Source organism: Chitinophaga sp. (genome assembly GCF_036569185.1).
Taxonomy (GTDB): Bacteria; Bacteroidota; Bacteroidia; order Chitinophagales; family Chitinophagaceae; genus Chitinophaga.
The window spans coordinates 1-14913 of record NZ_DATCRD010000248.1; the positions used below are offsets into that span (position 1 = coordinate 1).

The window sequence follows — 14913 nt, forward strand, 5'->3', positions numbered from 1 at the left end:
GATGCATTTGCTTTTCTGCGGCCGGAGAAGGAGTTTAAATCATCGCACCTGGTGGAGATGCCCAATGGTGAATATGATTTCAGCCTGATGCGGCACTTTTTATTTGACCAGGCAGAAGCGATCCGTTATGAGAGCTTGCAGGACAGCAGTTATGAGCCATTGCGGTTGTTAAGTAAAAAAGTAAAAGGTGAACTGAAATATCATACGCTGCATGCCAATGCCTGGATCATGCAGCTGAGCAGGGCGGGGGAAGAAAGTTACAACCGTATGCAGAGGGCGTTGAACCAGGCATTTGCATTGGCGGCCGGCATTTTTGAACCATCGCAGGAGTATGAAGAAGCGCTGATAGCGGATAAGGTGTACCCGGGCGAACATGTATTGTACCAGCGTTGGCTTGACCGCGTTTACCCGGTGCTGGTGAAGGCATCGCTTAACCTGCCTGAAATCAGTGATATTGTGCCGGCATACGGAGGTCGTCATGGGAGGCATACACCACACCTGCAGCCGCTGTTAAAAGAAATGAGCGAAGTATTTAAACTGGATGCGGAGGCCAGCTGGTAACTATGTCGTCCGAAACAATTACCATAGCAGCAGTGTATGAGTCGCTGGGCCACGTAATGGACCCTGAAATCCCGGTGTTGAGCGTAGTAGACCTGGGCATGATCACGGAAGTAACCCTGGATACCGCCGCTGTGCACATAAAAATGATCCCTACATTTGCTGCCTGTCCGGCGGTGGGCTATATACGGCATAATATAAAAACGGTGCTGGAAAGTGAACTTGGTATAACCGTTAACGTTGAAGTAGATAAACAGGAGCACTGGCAAAGCAACCGGATGACGGCTGCCGCCAAAGAAAAGCTGAAAGCCTTTGGGATAGCGCCTCCGAAGGTGCTGACCGGCGAGGTAAGCACTGAAATGATGATGGAGGTTCCCTGTCCTCATTGTGGGAGTGAACAAACATATCTGCGTTCTCCTTTTGGCTCCACGTTGTGCCGTGCTATTCATTTTTGCAAAGCCTGCGGCCAGGTGTTTGAGCAGTTCAAACCATTGGAATAAGCCTTATTTCCGTGTTCCGGCTATAAATACCTATTTTTACACGCATTAATGAAGTAGCCATTGGCAATTTATACAATGAAAACATGAGAATAGGCTTGTATTTTGGGTCTTTTAATCCTATACACACGGGGCATCTGATCATTGCCAATTACGTAGCGCACAATACTGATCTTGATAAAGTATGGCTGGTAGTTTCGCCGCATAACCCGCTGAAGCCACAGTCGGCCTTACTGAATGAGCACGACCGCTTCCACCTGGTGGAAATGGCCATTAAGGATGAAGTGCGGCTACGTGCCAGCAATATTGAATTCTCCCTTCCCCGGCCTTCCTATACGGTGGATACCCTGACTTATTTACAGGAAAAATTTCCGACGCAGGAATTTGCTATCATAATGGGAAGCGATAGTTTTCAGAATTTACCACGCTGGAAAAACTATGAGCAGATCGTAAAAAACTACCCGATATATATTTACCGCCGGCCGGGACATGAAGTAACAGATACCTTTGGCGCCAAGGTTGAAATACTGGATGCGCCCATGCTCGACATCTCCGCAACAGATATCCGCAGATGGCTGAAAGAAGGTAAATCGGTACGTTATATGGTGCCCGACAGCGTGATTAATTATATCTCTGAAAACAATTATTACCGCTGATCATTTTGTTCCGGGTGTATCGTGGATATCAATATTTGCAGCAGGTTTTTTCTGGGCGATATCCCTTCTTTTGACCACAAATTCATTTCCATAGATATCCAGTAAAAGGATGAACATGGAGATGAGCAGTGGGCCGAAGATCAGGCCGATGAAACCAAAAAGACTAACGCCAATGATTACACCGAATATGGTAATGAGGGGATGTACATCGGCAATTCTTTTGGCCAGCAACATCCTGGCAACATTGTCGGACGTGCCCACTACGCCGAATCCATACACCAGTACAGCAATTCCCTGCCAGGTGCTGCCGGAGGCCAGCAGGTAAACGCCAAGTGGCACATACACTGCAGCCGCGCCAATTACAGGCAGCATGGCGGTGAAACAGGTAATAACAAACCAGAAAAAGGGCTGGGGAATCCCGAATATCAGGTACCCGATTAAAGAAATAATTCCCTGTACCACCGCTATGAGCGGAATACCTACGGCATTGGCAATTACCAAAGTGTTGAACTCTTTACCCAGTCTTTCCACATTTTTATCTTTCAGGGGAATATATTCATACAGGTTCTCCTCCATTTTCCGGCCATTGACCAGCATAAAGTACAGCATAAAATACATCAGTGCGATGGTGGTAAGGGTATTAAAAGTGGCGCCGAGGAACCCTGGCAGAAAGGCGGTTACACCCTCCTGGATTTTCTGTAGCCGTTCCGGGGTGAGCAGGCTGAAGCCCAGGGCGTTTTCCAGCTGGGCATTGGTTTGTTTCAGACTGTTGATCAGCTCTGTAGAGTGATTGGCGGCATAAGCAGCTTTAGCTCCAAGCATGTTGATAAGCATCCCTATAGGCAGCAGGATCACCAGGAAAGAGAGCACCATCAGCAGGGCGGCAGCGGGGCTTTTTCTCCATTTGCGTTGTTCTACAAGTTTGAACATCCATTTCCTGCTGATCACATACAGGGTTACGGCTCCAAGAAAGCCCGGGAAAAAGGTAAACATCTCCATAAACAGGAGCACGGCAAGGAAAAGGATCAGTAAAAGGAAGCCAATTTGTTTAAGGCGGTCGTTATCAAGATAGCTCATAGTACATAATATCGTGTAATTATCCGGTATGTCAAAAAACAGACCGGCTGCTTTTCTGAACCATAAACAAAATTGCGGGGCGCTTGTTCTTATTTAGCCGGGTTTAACATAGCTTTTTATTCAAATGGTATTTATGGAATAATGTTTGTTGAACCTATGGTACCAAAAAAGAAAACCTAATTTATAACATCTTAAAAACCTTAGTTATGAGTACAAGTTCCAAAGCCGTGGTTTCATTTATTGTAGGTGCAGCCGTTGGCGTTGCGGTAGGTTATTTCCTTAATTCCGACAAGAAAGATGAACTGGTAGAAAAATTAAAAGATCAGTCTGAAAAGCTGAAAGAAAAATGGAGAAAAAGAAAAGATCAGTTCCAGGATGAATTGGAGAACGAGTTGGCATAACCCTATCTGAATAAACTGATTTGCATGGAAGATAATTTCAGCAACTACTTTAACCAAACGGGAAAAGTGGCCAGGGAGTACCTGGAAACCAGACTGGACCTGATTAAGCTCCAGGCAGCAGGAAAGCTGTCAAAAGCGTTGGGATTATTCTTCTCGCTTTTGATGGCTTTCCTGCTGTTCTTTTTTGTGATTGTATTTCTTGGAATGGTAGTGGGCTTCTGGATCGGGGAAATGACGAATAGTTTTGCTATTGGTTTCAGCTGTGCAGCCGGGCTATTCATCCTGTTATTTGTTGTTATCCTGCTGTTCAGGGTACAGTTGATACAGCGCCCGTTGTCCCGGTTGCTGATTACTGAGCTGGTCGATGAAATTACTGACCAGGATGAGCATTCCAATCATATTCACAATCAGCGGCCAAAGGAACAACCGGAAGATCCCGGTTATGTTCCGGATGAAGAGGCCACTGAAAATACCATGAAAGGATAAACAATGATAAATGTTTACACATGAGTAAGAAAATAAACAGCTTCGAATCACTGGAGCTGGAAATTGCCCGGTTGAAAATGAAATCCAGGCAGCTGGAAAATGAAATGGGTAACAGGGTGGATTACTTCAGGGACAACTATAAAAAGATGGCCCTGAACGCCGTTATCCCCGGTAGCGCAAAACATAGCGGTGCCCTGAACATGGCCATGAATGTGGCCAAGATCGCGTGGGGAAGTGGTAAATTCAAGAATTTTGCTACCGGGGCATTAATGACGGTACTGGAATTTGTAGGCGTTCAACTGGGTATCAACCTATTCAACAAGGTGACGAAGAGCCGAAGAAAGAAGAAGGAACCAGCGGCTGAATAAAGGAAATAGGTTTGGGTAAGTAACCCACAACTATTATGTCCGCATTGTCGGCATCGGGTCCTTTGATATAGTCTCCTGTACCATTGTCCAGCATGAACGATATGCGCAGCGAAACAGTAACAACTTTCCCTGAAGGCGCCGCTGCAAAGGCGGGGAGCATCTCTAAAACACGTTTTACCTCATCGCCGAGCGCTTTATCCGGGGTTTGCAGCACCTCTATACCATTGATAGCGCCGCTGGGTTGAATTTTGTGTTGCAGTGTGACCACTCCAGCCTTTTTGTCTTCCTGGCTTGCTCTCGGATAGCGAACATTTTTTGCAAACATTTTGCGATAGGCAGTTTCCCCACCGGGAAAACGATTCAAAAAGGTGGAGTCAGTAGTAATCCCTTTCGCCATTCCATTACCCTCTGCCAGGGCGAGGTCCTGCAGGCTTCTTGGGCAATTCATCATCGGAAGAGGGCCTATTCCGCTTTCCTGCGGAGCACAATAAAAGAAATAAGGCGTAAACGGATGTTCCATTGTTTCACGCATTGCCCACTTATCCGCCGACATTTTGAAATCAATTTCCGTGATTTCCCCTTTCTCATTACGTTTGAGTACCGGGATGTTCAGTGTTATTCCTTTTGTTAGCAACACTTCTTTCATCTCCGCAAAGTCCTTATCAGAAGTTAAAGGAGTAACCACTCCATAGATCCGGCCATTTGCTGTGGCCAGGTACTTACTACCTGTGTCGTTTTTTGCGGAGAAAGGGGCGGTAGCGGCCAGTAGCCCGGTTGCCAGCCCAAGTACCGGCAGTAGCAGCAGGTACCGCCAGGTACGTAACCGGGGAGATTGAGTTTTGTTCATCATGAGTATTCTGTTTTTAATGAATGACTTACTGAAATGATTTACAATTGCTATGGGGCTTCCTTTCAGGCCTATTTTCAGTAGACTGTACTGGTAGGCGTCAGGGGCATCTGTGGTTTGGATAACGGCTTCATCTGCCAGGAACTCCAGGTTTAACTGCAGAGCCCTCTTACAGCGCCAGGCAAAGGGATTGATCCAGCAAATGCAGCAGTACAGGGCAGACAGCAGCATATCAGCAGAGTGGTATTGCTGCACATGGGCTTCCTCATGCCGGAGAATATGCTGAAGCTCCGTATGGGCGTGTGCGTTAGGATCAAAAAATATAGTTCTCAGGAAAGAAAAAGGCGCTGTTATACCAGGAAGCTGTACATAGCGAATGTTGTTATGTTCATACGCATGACCGGATGCTGCCATCCGCCTGATTCTCAGCAGCTGTAACAAATGGATCAGCAGCAGTATGGTGGCTATTGTTATATAGGCTGTAAGCAAAATGGTGCCGGCATGCTGCATAAGCGGGTCCCACCAGTGATGTGCCGCTGCTACTTGCGGCACCAGCGTTTGTACGTGTGCGTTATCATTGAAATAAACGCTTACGGGAGACGCGTTTTCCACCGGTTTTTCTACCCAGCGAAGCGCGGGAATAGGCAGCAGCGGCAGCACTGCTGAAAATATGAAAGCGCTCAGCAACAGGATCCTGTTGTACCTGTAAAATGTTTCCTTTTTAAAGCAGCTGATATATAGCAGGTAAAAAAGGGCCATCGCGCAGGATGTTTGCAGTATGTAAATAAACAGGGTAGGCATACACGTTATTTTTTATCTTTTTCAATCATCTTCACCAGCGCTTTCATTTCTTCCGCACTTATTTTTTCCTCTTTGGCGAAGTAGGCCAGCATATTGAGATAGGAGTTATCAAAGAAAGTATTGAGCACCTTTTTCATAAAAGTGTCCTTATAACTTTCCTTGGCGATGATGGGGTAATACTCAAAGGAACCACCATATTCATGATGGGCGAGGTACCCTTTTTCTTCAAGGCGCTTCATCAGCGTGGCAATGGTGTTGTAATGCGGCTTGGGATCAGGGAGCTGTTCTATGGCATCTTTTACAAATGCTTTTTCCAGGTCCCACATCACCTGCATTAACTCTTCTTCTTTACGGGATAGCTTTTTCATAACACTAATCTATAACTATTTTTGTAGTTTAAAAACTATTTTTGTAGTAATAAACTATAAATGTAGTTAAGGTGTTGAGTGTCAACAGGAAAAAATTTCAGGAAAGATGGAAGCTATCCTGTTGGTGCCCTTGTAACGATTTAAAATAAGGGGGCTTTGTTTCAGGTTATCCCCATACTTTGGTGCCTTCGCTGCAATTGGCGCAGATATCTATGTTTTTACGGGATTCAAGGATTTCACTACGGAAACGGATATACTCTTTATTATGCCACAGCGCTTTGAACGATTCTTTTTTCAGATCGCCCAGGCGGTGTTGCGCATCTTTATCGAAGCAGCAGGGCACCACCAGTCCGTCCCAGGTAACCACGGGAGAATGCCAGAGGCGCCAGCAATGATTCCCGAGTTTATTTTTGATAGTATAAGTGCCATCTTCATTGCGATGGTAACGGGAGTATTTATCGATGGTGGGAATTAAGCGGTTGCCTTCTTCATAATCATATACCTGCGCGGTTTTGAACCGCACCTGGTCAACACCTATTTCTTTGGCCAACCGTTTAATATCTTCTATCTGGTGCTCATTTGGCTTTACAACGAGAAACTGGAAAAAAACGAAAGGTTTGGATGAATTAAGCTCTTTTTTCCATTTTACGATGTTTTTTGCCCCTTGTATTACTTTATCGAGATGACCACCTACGCGATACTGCGTATATACGTCCTGGGTAGTACCATCAATGGAGATGATGAGCCTGTCAAGCCCGCTTTCCACCGTTTTTTTAGCATTGGCGTCAGTGAGGTAATGTGCGTTGGTGGAGGTAGCCGTATAAATTCCCTTGCCTGCCGCATACTTTACCATGTCGAGGAACCCTGTGTTGAGATATGGCTCTCCCTGGAAGTAAAAGATGAGGTATAGTAGTTCTTTGGAAATTTCGTCGATCGTTTTCCTGAAGAAATCCTGTTCCAGCATACCGGTAGGCCGTGTAAAGGCCCTTAGACCGCTGGGGCATTCCGGGCAACGGAGGTTACAGGAAGTGGTGGGCTCAAAAGAGATAGAAATGGGGTAGCCCCACTGCACCGGCTTGCCGGTCCACTTGCTCATAAAATAGCTTCCGAGTACTTTGCCGGCATTTAAACCGCGGCGCAGTGTGAACTTGGAAAACAAATTAAGGGTATCCTTCAGGTTAAAATCGGGCATAAAAAATCACTTGACCATTGTAAAAGTAGCTTCTTTAAACAAATTATAGCCTATACTTGCTGTAAAAAGTAGGGCTGCCGGTATTTATTAGAGCATCCTGACCCAATTACCTGCAACTAACAGCAAGAAAAAGTGAAAAGCATCCGGATCCGATTATTATTGATATTCCTGACAGTACTGGCCACAGCGGCTTACCTGTGGTGGCGCGGACTGGAAAAACAGGTGAAATTTGTACGGTATGAAGAATTCGGCATTGATATGCCGGTGAATTACAAGATTCATGGTATAGATGTTTCCAAATTTCAGAAAGACATCAATTGGGCTGCCGTAAAACAAATGCAGGTAGATAAAATTCGTATATCCTTTGCGTTTATAAAAGCCACGGAAGGCATTACACGGCAGGACGCTGCTTTCAAACAAAACTGGGACAGGGCAGGGAAGGCTGGTTTAATCAGGGGGGCCTATCATTTCTTTTATGCCACCCGTGATCCTTTGAAACAAGCGATTAACTTTCACAATGTGGCGGACCTGCAATCGGGCGACCTGCCGCCGGTACTGGATATTGAAACCAGCAACAATCAACCTGCGGCGGTGATCCGGAGCACTGCGAAGATCTGGCTGGAGGAAATGGAGAAAGTATACAAAGTAAAACCGATCATCTACACAAACATTCATTTTTACGAAACATATCTTGGCAGCGAATTTGACCGTTACCCGTTGTGGATCGCGCATTATTACCAGAAGGAGCGCCCCCGTTCCGACAGGGCCTGGTTGTTCTGGCAGCACAGCGACATAGGCCGGGTGAATGGTATCCGGACCACGGTGGATTTCAATGTATTTAAGGGTGATAGTACAGACCTGGCAAAACTATGCATACCTTAGCATCATAAACAGGTTATGGAAGAAGAACAGGACAAACCGCCGGAAGATCCCAATAAAATGGATTATGAGTTGTTTCATTTCCTTATAAAGATTATGAGGACCATTTTTATTGGTTTTTTCTGGATGATGATCAATGTATTCCTGGGCTTGTACCTGGGATTTGCAGTACCGGAGGAATCTACCCCCGGCAGGATGATCTTTTTCTATGCCTGGTTTGGGATTTCGATGATTGCCTATCTCTATTTCGTATGGCGCCTGTGGCGTAAAAAAATGAGCGCTCCCTGATTACCGGGCCACGGATCGCCGGCCCAGCTCCATTGTCCAGGCGTTATTATAGCGGCCAACACCTATCTCTGTAAATTTCGCATCCATCATATTATGGCAATGAGCTGGACTGTTCAGCCAGCCTAGTATCACGGCTTGTTCGTCGAGTTGCCCGGTGGCAATGTTTTCGCCATAATAGTTCCATTTATAGCCGGCGGCATCGAGCCGTGAGCCCGGTGTGGAACCATTGAGGCCGGTATGGTTGAAATAATTATTCAGTGCCATGTCTTTGCTATGGTCGTAGGCGGCTCTTTCCAGCAGGCCGTTCCATGTGAGTGGGCCTACGGCCGGCATTTTATCGGTGCCGCAGTTACAGCCGCGGCTGCGTAACCCGTTTACCAGCATTAACAGGGCGCTGCGATCCACTTTGTTTTCAGGTACCGTGGAGGTATCTGCAGGAGATATTTTTCCCGGCTCTTCGGGGGCTAGGCCTGTTGTTTTATTACAACTGCAGTAAATAATAACAGCCAGCAAAGTGGTGGCAACACGCATAATTTTCCCGGACATAACCAGTAATAAGTTATAGTAAATAGATACCGGGTTCTAAACAGGACTTGGATTAAAACTAAAATCGGCTTTAGGAAGGAACTTGATTAAAACTACTCGTGGTTGATCAGAGGTTACGGGTTAAAATTGTATTGAGGCACCGAAGATAGTGTGTAGACATGAGATATGGAACATAGTTTTTGTAAATCTAATGTTAATCATAACTGTCATATTGCTGCATCAGTGGTGTTGTTATTCTTTCTCACTGTGCATCAGGGTTTTGTGGAGATGATGCCCCGGAACCAGTTCGCTATGTCTGCAAAATGGCCTGTTGGGCGGGTGGAATAGTGTTTGTTGTCAACTTTACATCTCCCATATTTTCATCTTCAAAAAAAGAGATTATGAAAAAGAAGGAAACAGATCATACCGGCGAACATCATGATAAAAAGAAGAGGCCGGTAGATATTTTATCGCAGGATAAAGGGACCATCAACCGCAACCCGTTGCACGGCGATTTGTCTGAAAAGCCGGAGAAAGAGAACAAAGTGGTGAGAGATAACGAGGAAAAAGGGAAAAAATCATCGCATTGAACATTTTACCATATCGGAATGAAAACAACTGAAATTTATTTCTAAAAATAAAGAAGTGCCAAACTTCTTTAATGTTGTGGTGTATAGCGGCCATCCTATTCCTGGGATGGTTTTTTTTTAACTGCTGTGGTCAGCAATAATTTTCCACTGTCCTTTTATTTTTTGTAAGATGAGACTAAAGTGGCCCTCAAGGTTGCCGATAGTCCTTTCCAGGTGCCATTTTCCTATTAAGAGATATGTTCCGGGCGCCAGGGATTTGAATTCAAGTAATTTAAAATCCAGCTTGCCCATAGCAGCGGCATCGGGATAGGTTTTCTTATAGCGGTCCAGCGTAGCCTGCCACCCATAAGTGACCCCGTTTTTACCAATAAAAAGCAGGGAGTCGGAATGCCAGTAGGTGGCCATAAAGCCGTCTATATCCCCTTTATTCCAGGCAGATGTCTGGATAGACATTAAAGCCGTAATCTGCTGCTGATCGGAGGAACCGGCTTTCTGGGCGCGGGTGGGCATTCCAGCAAAAAGGCCCAACAGGGTAAGAAACAGTGCAAAACGCATGGTGAATTTTTAGCAAAAGATAAACAGTTTTTCCTATGTAATGCAATGCCTATTATAGTAACTTTGCAGCACTATTTAAAAAAGCACTCATTCAAAATTATATTTTAAAATCAACAGTTTATGCCCGGATTTGAACTATTTGGAGCCGAGGAAAGGAAAGAAGTAAACGATGTACTGGAAACAGGGATCATGATGCGCTACGGATTTGATGGTCCGCGTAAAGGCATCTGGAAAGCAAAGGAGCTGGAACAGGCCATTTGCGATAAACTGAATGTACAGTATACCCAACTTGCCTCCAGTGGTACGGCTGCATTAACCACCGCTATGGCCGCCCTGGGATTGGGAGCCGGCGATGAGATCATTATGCCGACCTTTACCTTTGTGGCCAGCTTTGAATCGGTGTTTTCCGTAGGCGCTACTCCGGTACTGGTAGATGTGGATGATACCCTGACGCTTGACCCCAAAGCCGTGGAAGCCGCTATTACCCCGCGTACAAAAGCAGTTATGCCGGTGCATATGTGCGGGGCAATGGCAGACCTGGATGCATTACAGGCCATCTGCAAAAAGCATAACCTGTTCCTTCTTGAAGATGCCTGCCAGAGCTTTGGTGCATCTTACAAAGGAAAAGCGCTGGGCTCCATCGGCGATGCCGGAACCTTCTCTTTTGACTTTGTAAAAACGATTACCTGCGCAGAAGGCGGGGCGATCATCACCAACAATAAAGATATTTATACTAAATGTGACGGCTATACGGACCATGGGCATGACCACCTGGGCGCAGACCGGGGAGCGGACCTTCATCCGTTTATCGGCTACAACTACCGTATTTCCGAGCTGCATGCAGCAGTGGGATTGGCACAAATCCGCAAACTGGATACTTTTCTGGAAATACAGCGTAAAACCAAGAAAATATTCAAGGATGCCCTGGCTACAGTACCAGGTATAACTTTCCGCCGTTTGCCGGACGAAGCCGGCGACAGTGCCACCTTCCTTTCATTTTTCCTGCCGGAAACCGCGCAGGCGGCCAAAGCGGCTGCAGCAATGAAAGCAGCCGGACTGGTGGCGTTTCATTATTATGAGAACAACTGGCACTATATCCGTCAATGGCAGCATTTTAAGCAAGGCAGTGTATTAACTCCTTTTGCCAAAGAACTGAAACAGGCCATGGAAGTGTATAAAACCAAAGAGTTCCCGGCTTCAGATGCTATTATCGGCAGGAACATTTCTACCCCTATCAACCTGAGCTGGAGCGATGCCGAGATACAGGAGAGGGCAGAAAAACTGGTGAAAGCAGTGAAAAGCGCATTATAATTGATCTGGTAAAGGCGTGGGCGATATATATTTTTTGCCTGCGCCTTTTGCAGTTAAAATCAGACTACATGAAAAAAATAGCGTTGATACCTGCCCGTTATGGCGCGTCCCGTTTTCCTGGTAAAATGATGGCCAAGCTGGGCGATAAAACAGTAATACTCAGAACGTATGAATCTGCAGTAAATACAGGGGTTTTTGACGATGTAATGGTAGTGACAGACAGTGACCTGATCTATAATGAGATTGTGAATAACGGCGGGAAGGCTGTTATGAGCAAAAAGGAGCATGAATGCGGCACAGATCGTATAGCCGAAGCCGTTGTAGATATGGAGGTGGATATTGTGGTGAATGTGCAGGGCGACGAACCGTTTACACAAAAAGAGCCACTGGAAAAACTGTTGAAGGTATTTGAAGGAGAAGAAGGAAAGAAAGTGCAGGTAGCTTCACTGATGCAGGAACTGAAAGACCAGGCGTCTATAGAGGATCCTAATTATGTGAAAGTAGCGGTAGACAAGAATTTCAACGCATTATTCTTTTCCCGTTCCGTTATTCCTTACCCGCGGAATAAGGATATTAAAAGCATTTATTACGAGCACATTGGCATATATGCATTCCGCAAGCAAACACTGCTCGACTTCACACAGCTGGAGGTAACGCCGCTGGAGGCGGCGGAAAAGATTGAATGTTTACGTTACCTGGAGAACGGCATTCCCATGAAAATGGTAGTGACTTCATACATGGGCGTGGAAATAGATACCCCCGAGGACCTGGAAAAAGCAGCAAAACTTTTATAACACCTAACTATTACGGATATATGAAATTCAGGAATTTTAAAATGGTGGACTACGTGGTTTACGGCAGCGGATGTTTTGATCAGCTGGGTGAAATACTGGCCCCCAGGCGCATAGGCGATGCTCCCATGATATTTTTCGTGGACGAGTATTTCCAGGATAAGAACGAATTTTTAGCCCGTATCCCTTTGGAAGGGAAGGATAAAATTGTAGTGATTGACGTAACTGATGAACCTAAAACCAAAACCGTAGACAAGATCCGGGATGAGCTCAAAGCAGAATTCGGTACGGTGTCCGGTATCATTGGTATTGGCGGCGGATCTGTGATGGATATGGCCAAAGCCGTGGCGCTGATGATGACCAACCCTGGTTCATCTGCTGATTACCAGGGCTGGGATCTTGTGAAAGTAGCGGGTGTTTATAAAGTGGGCATACCTACTATTTCCGGTACAGGAGCGGAAGTAAGCCGTACCTGTGTGTTAACAGGGCCTACCCGTAAACTGGGAATGAATTCTGACTTTACGCCGTTTGACCAGATTGTGCTGGATCCTTCGCTGACGAGAACAGTAGAGGCGAACCAGCGTTTTTATACGGCGATGGACTGTTTTATTCACTGTGTGGAATCGCTGGAGGGCACTTATCTGAACGCATTCAGTAAATCATACGGAGAGAAGGCGCAGGAGCTGTGTGAAGAAATTTTCCTGCAGAAGGAACACTGGGATGATGATGCCGATGAAAAGCTGATGATGGCCTCTTATGCAGGGGGGATGAGCATTGCCTATTCACAGGTGGGGGTGGCGCATGCAGTGAGTTACGGGCTGGCATATTTGCTCGGCACCAAACATGGTATTGGTAACTGTATTGTGTTTGATAAGCTGGAGGAGTTTTATCCGGAAGGAGTGATAAAATTCAAGCAGATGGTGAAAAAGCATAACATCACTATCCCGCAGGGTATTACCAAAGGCTTAACAGACGAGCAGTTTGAAACGATGATCAATGTATCGCTGGGTATGGCTCCTTTGTGGGAAAATGCGCTGGGTAAAGACTGGCAGCAGATTATGACCCGTGAAAGGCTGCGTAAGCTGTACGAGCGTTTATAACAGGGTTTAATTATATTGGAAGCAGGAACGGGCGGAATAATTCCGGTTGTTCCTGTTTTTTTATTTTAGGGAGATGCTAGTCTGTCTCAACGCAAATCCAGTGCGTAGTAACAGGCTATTTTGCTAACAGAGGAATTTATCATGATCATATTAATTGTCATTTCGGGAATTGTCATATTGGTGCTCGGCTACCTGTTGTTTGTTGCCCGGCAGCGGCAACAGGCCGGAGAGGAGACGCTCGCTCAGCAGCAGGGCGCCTGGCAGGCGAGTCAGGCTTCTTTGCAGGAAAAGTATAACCTGCTGGAAGCCAGGCAGGAATACCTGCAGAACATGCTGGATGATAAAGGGATGTTGTTAAAAGAGAAGCAGGAGCAACTGGAACGGTTAAATGAAGAGTTTTCCGTGCTGATGTCTGAGCAGGGGCGCATCATGGAGCAGAATAAATATCTTCAGCTGCAACTGAGCGGGGAAAAAGAGCGGTTACAACAGGTGCAGCAGGATTTCAGGATACAATTTGAGAATACCGCACAGCAATTGTTGCAACGGATTTCCGGTACATTCATGGAGCAGAATAAAGCGAAAATGGATGATGTGCTGAAGCCGCTGGCGGAGAAGATCGATAACTTCCGCAGCAGTGTACAGCAATCGCTTGTAGCCGAAACGGCACAGCGCACAGAATTGAAGAATGAGTTACAACGGCTGCTGCTGCTTAATCAAACATTGTCGAAAGAAGCCAATAACCTGACAAATGCGCTCAAAGCAGATACGAAGAAGCAGGGAAATTGGGGGGAAATGATCCTGGAAAGGGTATTAGAGGCTTCCGGGCTGGAAAAGGGCGTACATTATTTCACCCAGGATGCACAGCGGGATGAAACAGGGCAGCTGAGAAAGCCAGACCTGGTATTGCAGCTGCCGGAGGGCAGGCAATTGGTGATAGATTCCAAGGTATCCCTGAAAGCATATGAACAGTATTGCAGCGCTACCGGTGAGGAAGAGAAGAAGCAGGCGCTCAGGATGCATTTGCAGTCGGTAAAGAACCATGTAACAGAACTGAGCGCTAAGGCATATCATACGCTGTACAAGAACACCACGGACTTTGTGATGTTGTTTATTCCCATTGAGCCGGCCTATGCACTTGCTATTATGCAGGTAGATGAAGACCTGTATGATTTCGCGTTCCGTAAAAGGATCATATTGGTAAGTGTACCCTCCTTACTGGCTACGCTCCGGGTAATTGATAATATGTGGCGACTGGATAAACAGAATAAAAACGCGGAGGAAATTGTAAGACAGGGAAGTGCTTTGTATGATAAGTTTGTAGGGTTTGCAGAAGATATGGGGCTGATCGGGGAGCATTTGAAAAGAAGCCAGGGGGTTTATGAAAATGCTATGAATAAGCTTTCTGTCGGGAATGGTAATCTCGTAGGCCGTGCGGAAAGAATGCGTAAACTTGGGCTCGACAATAAGAAAGAGCTGCCTAAAAATTTAAAGATAGCTGCAACGGAGGACCCGTCATTGCCTGATGAGGAGCAGATCACCGTGATTCCCGCCAAAGCAAGTCCGGACGAAGAGATTACGGAGCAGTAAACAGGAATGTGTAGGAAGATGTGCGGCTCACAGTGA

19 protein-coding genes are annotated in these 14913 nt (G+C 46.0%); 13 read left to right on the forward strand and 6 right to left on the reverse strand.

The window, feature by feature from the left end; all coding sequences use genetic code 11:
* The 3 genes from paaC to nadD form a co-directional block, all read left to right on the forward strand.
* Positions 1 to 561 (forward strand): 1,2-phenylacetyl-CoA epoxidase subunit PaaC (gene paaC / locus VIM72_RS18760; RefSeq protein ID WP_332004358.1); only part of this gene is annotated, 561 nt, incomplete at its 5' end.
* Between the two features lie 2 nt (positions 562 to 563).
* Complete coding sequence (gene paaD / locus VIM72_RS18765; protein ID WP_332004359.1) at positions 564 to 1058, forward strand: 1,2-phenylacetyl-CoA epoxidase subunit PaaD; 495 nt, start codon at positions 564 to 566, stop codon at positions 1056 to 1058.
* 83 nt (positions 1059 to 1141) lie between these two features.
* Positions 1142 to 1711, forward strand: coding sequence for a nicotinate (nicotinamide) nucleotide adenylyltransferase (nadD, locus tag VIM72_RS18770; RefSeq protein WP_332004360.1), 570 nt, complete (start codon positions 1142 to 1144; stop codon positions 1709 to 1711).
* On the opposite strand, the gene VIM72_RS18775 is transcribed toward nadD, so the two are convergent.
* Complete coding sequence (locus VIM72_RS18775) at positions 1712 to 2788, reverse strand: AI-2E family transporter (protein ID WP_332004361.1); 1077 nt, start codon at positions 2786 to 2788, stop codon at positions 1712 to 1714.
* A 206-nt stretch (positions 2789 to 2994) separates the two neighbouring features.
* Here VIM72_RS18775 and VIM72_RS18780 point away from each other — a divergent pair, with 206 nt between their 5' ends.
* From VIM72_RS18780 to VIM72_RS18790, 3 genes are read left to right on the forward strand one after another with little or no spacing between them, the layout of a single operon-like run.
* Positions 2995 to 3189, forward strand: a complete 195-nt coding sequence (locus VIM72_RS18780; protein WP_142684569.1) for a YtxH domain-containing protein — start codon at positions 2995 to 2997, stop codon at positions 3187 to 3189.
* Positions 3190 to 3213: 24 nt separating this feature from the next.
* The gene (locus VIM72_RS18785; RefSeq protein ID WP_332004362.1) at positions 3214 to 3675 is read left to right on the forward strand and encodes a hypothetical protein; all 462 of its coding nucleotides are present in this window, start codon (positions 3214 to 3216) and stop codon (positions 3673 to 3675) included.
* A gap of 20 nt (positions 3676 to 3695) precedes the next feature.
* Positions 3696 to 4043, forward strand: coding sequence for a hypothetical protein (locus tag VIM72_RS18790; RefSeq protein ID WP_332004363.1), 348 nt, complete (start codon positions 3696 to 3698; stop codon positions 4041 to 4043).
* Here the strand turns inward: VIM72_RS18790 and VIM72_RS18795 are convergent.
* From VIM72_RS18795 to VIM72_RS18805, 3 genes are all read right to left on the reverse strand, one after another.
* Complete coding sequence (locus tag VIM72_RS18795) at positions 3991 to 5691, reverse strand: TonB family protein (RefSeq protein ID WP_332004364.1); 1701 nt, start codon at positions 5689 to 5691, stop codon at positions 3991 to 3993. The two genes, VIM72_RS18790 and VIM72_RS18795, sit on opposite strands and share 53 nt — an antisense overlap.
* Before the next feature lie 5 nt (positions 5692 to 5696).
* Positions 5697 to 6059, reverse strand: a complete 363-nt coding sequence (locus VIM72_RS18800) for a BlaI/MecI/CopY family transcriptional regulator (RefSeq protein ID WP_142684573.1) — start codon at positions 6057 to 6059, stop codon at positions 5697 to 5699.
* A gap of 166 nt (positions 6060 to 6225) precedes the next feature.
* Positions 6226 to 7251, reverse strand: coding sequence for an SPASM domain-containing protein (locus VIM72_RS18805; RefSeq protein ID WP_332004365.1), 1026 nt, complete (start codon positions 7249 to 7251; stop codon positions 6226 to 6228).
* 132 nt (positions 7252 to 7383) lie between these two features.
* Between VIM72_RS18805 and VIM72_RS18810 the strand changes: the two genes are divergently transcribed.
* Both VIM72_RS18810 and VIM72_RS18815 read left to right on the forward strand, forming a co-directional pair.
* Complete coding sequence (locus VIM72_RS18810) at positions 7384 to 8133, forward strand: glycoside hydrolase family 25 protein (protein ID WP_332004366.1); 750 nt, start codon at positions 7384 to 7386, stop codon at positions 8131 to 8133.
* 15 nt (positions 8134 to 8148) lie between these two features.
* The gene (locus VIM72_RS18815) at positions 8149 to 8418 is read left to right on the forward strand and encodes a hypothetical protein (RefSeq protein WP_332004367.1); all 270 of its coding nucleotides are present in this window, start codon (positions 8149 to 8151) and stop codon (positions 8416 to 8418) included.
* Here VIM72_RS18815 and VIM72_RS18820 read toward each other — a convergent pair whose 3' ends face one another.
* Positions 8419 to 8964 carry a CAP domain-containing protein gene (locus VIM72_RS18820; protein ID WP_332004368.1) on the reverse strand — a complete coding sequence of 182 codons (546 nt, stop codon included), beginning with the start codon at positions 8962 to 8964 and terminating at the stop codon, positions 8419 to 8421.
* A 380-nt stretch (positions 8965 to 9344) separates the two neighbouring features.
* On the opposite strand from VIM72_RS18820, the gene VIM72_RS18825 reads away from it, so the two are divergent.
* Positions 9345 to 9533 carry a hypothetical protein gene (locus VIM72_RS18825; RefSeq protein ID WP_332004369.1) on the forward strand — a complete coding sequence of 63 codons (189 nt, stop codon included), beginning with the start codon at positions 9345 to 9347 and terminating at the stop codon, positions 9531 to 9533.
* Positions 9534 to 9650: 117 nt separating this feature from the next.
* Here VIM72_RS18825 and VIM72_RS18830 read toward each other — a convergent pair whose 3' ends face one another.
* Positions 9651 to 10088: a nuclear transport factor 2 family protein gene (locus VIM72_RS18830; RefSeq protein ID WP_332004370.1), complete on the reverse strand. Its 438-nt coding sequence runs from the start codon at positions 10086 to 10088 to the stop codon at positions 9651 to 9653.
* A 120-nt stretch (positions 10089 to 10208) separates the two neighbouring features.
* Here VIM72_RS18830 and VIM72_RS18835 point away from each other — a divergent pair, with 120 nt between their 5' ends.
* The 4 genes from VIM72_RS18835 (at position 10209) to rmuC (ending at position 14877) form a co-directional block, all read left to right on the forward strand.
* Positions 10209 to 11399: a DegT/DnrJ/EryC1/StrS family aminotransferase gene (locus VIM72_RS18835; RefSeq protein ID WP_332004371.1), complete on the forward strand. Its 1191-nt coding sequence runs from the start codon at positions 10209 to 10211 to the stop codon at positions 11397 to 11399.
* Positions 11400 to 11467: 68 nt separating this feature from the next.
* The gene (gene kdsB, locus VIM72_RS18840) at positions 11468 to 12193 is read left to right on the forward strand and encodes a 3-deoxy-manno-octulosonate cytidylyltransferase (RefSeq protein ID WP_332004372.1); all 726 of its coding nucleotides are present in this window, start codon (positions 11468 to 11470) and stop codon (positions 12191 to 12193) included.
* A 20-nt stretch (positions 12194 to 12213) separates the two neighbouring features.
* Positions 12214 to 13290: an iron-containing alcohol dehydrogenase family protein gene (locus tag VIM72_RS18845; RefSeq protein ID WP_332004373.1), complete on the forward strand. Its 1077-nt coding sequence runs from the start codon at positions 12214 to 12216 to the stop codon at positions 13288 to 13290.
* 141 nt (positions 13291 to 13431) lie between these two features.
* Positions 13432 to 14877 carry a DNA recombination protein RmuC gene (rmuC, locus tag VIM72_RS18850; protein WP_332004374.1) on the forward strand — a complete coding sequence of 482 codons (1446 nt, stop codon included), beginning with the start codon at positions 13432 to 13434 and terminating at the stop codon, positions 14875 to 14877.
* Positions 14878 to 14913: the final 36 nt, after the last annotated feature.

Coding starts and splice junctions, on each gene's coding strand:
- VIM72_RS18845 (WP_332004373.1), top strand. CDS start 12,214: ATGAAATTCAGGAATTTTAAAATGGTGGACTACGTGGTTTACGGCAGC.
- nadD (WP_332004360.1), top strand. CDS start 1,142: ATGAGAATAGGCTTGTATTTTGGGTCTTTTAATCCTATACACACGGGG.
- kdsB (WP_332004372.1), top strand. CDS start 11,468: ATGAAAAAAATAGCGTTGATACCTGCCCGTTATGGCGCGTCCCGTTTT.
- paaD (WP_332004359.1), top strand. CDS start 564: ATGTCGTCCGAAACAATTACCATAGCAGCAGTGTATGAGTCGCTGGGC.
- VIM72_RS18815 (WP_332004367.1), top strand. CDS start 8,149: ATGGAAGAAGAACAGGACAAACCGCCGGAAGATCCCAATAAAATGGAT.
- VIM72_RS18825 (WP_332004369.1), top strand. CDS start 9,345: ATGAAAAAGAAGGAAACAGATCATACCGGCGAACATCATGATAAAAAG.
- VIM72_RS18795 (WP_332004364.1), bottom strand. CDS start 5,691: ATGCCTACCCTGTTTATTTACATACTGCAAACATCCTGCGCGATGGCC.
- VIM72_RS18830 (WP_332004370.1), bottom strand. CDS start 10,088: ATGCGTTTTGCACTGTTTCTTACCCTGTTGGGCCTTTTTGCTGGAATG.
- VIM72_RS18820 (WP_332004368.1), bottom strand. CDS start 8,964: ATGTCCGGGAAAATTATGCGTGTTGCCACCACTTTGCTGGCTGTTATT.
- VIM72_RS18805 (WP_332004365.1), bottom strand. CDS start 7,251: ATGCCCGATTTTAACCTGAAGGATACCCTTAATTTGTTTTCCAAGTTC.
- VIM72_RS18780 (WP_142684569.1), top strand. CDS start 2,995: ATGAGTACAAGTTCCAAAGCCGTGGTTTCATTTATTGTAGGTGCAGCC.
- VIM72_RS18790 (WP_332004363.1), top strand. CDS start 3,696: ATGAGTAAGAAAATAAACAGCTTCGAATCACTGGAGCTGGAAATTGCC.
- VIM72_RS18800 (WP_142684573.1), bottom strand. CDS start 6,059: ATGAAAAAGCTATCCCGTAAAGAAGAAGAGTTAATGCAGGTGATGTGG.
- rmuC (WP_332004374.1), top strand. CDS start 13,432: ATGATCATATTAATTGTCATTTCGGGAATTGTCATATTGGTGCTCGGC.
- VIM72_RS18835 (WP_332004371.1), top strand. CDS start 10,209: ATGCCCGGATTTGAACTATTTGGAGCCGAGGAAAGGAAAGAAGTAAAC.
- VIM72_RS18785 (WP_332004362.1), top strand. CDS start 3,214: ATGGAAGATAATTTCAGCAACTACTTTAACCAAACGGGAAAAGTGGCC.
- VIM72_RS18775 (WP_332004361.1), bottom strand. CDS start 2,788: ATGAGCTATCTTGATAACGACCGCCTTAAACAAATTGGCTTCCTTTTA.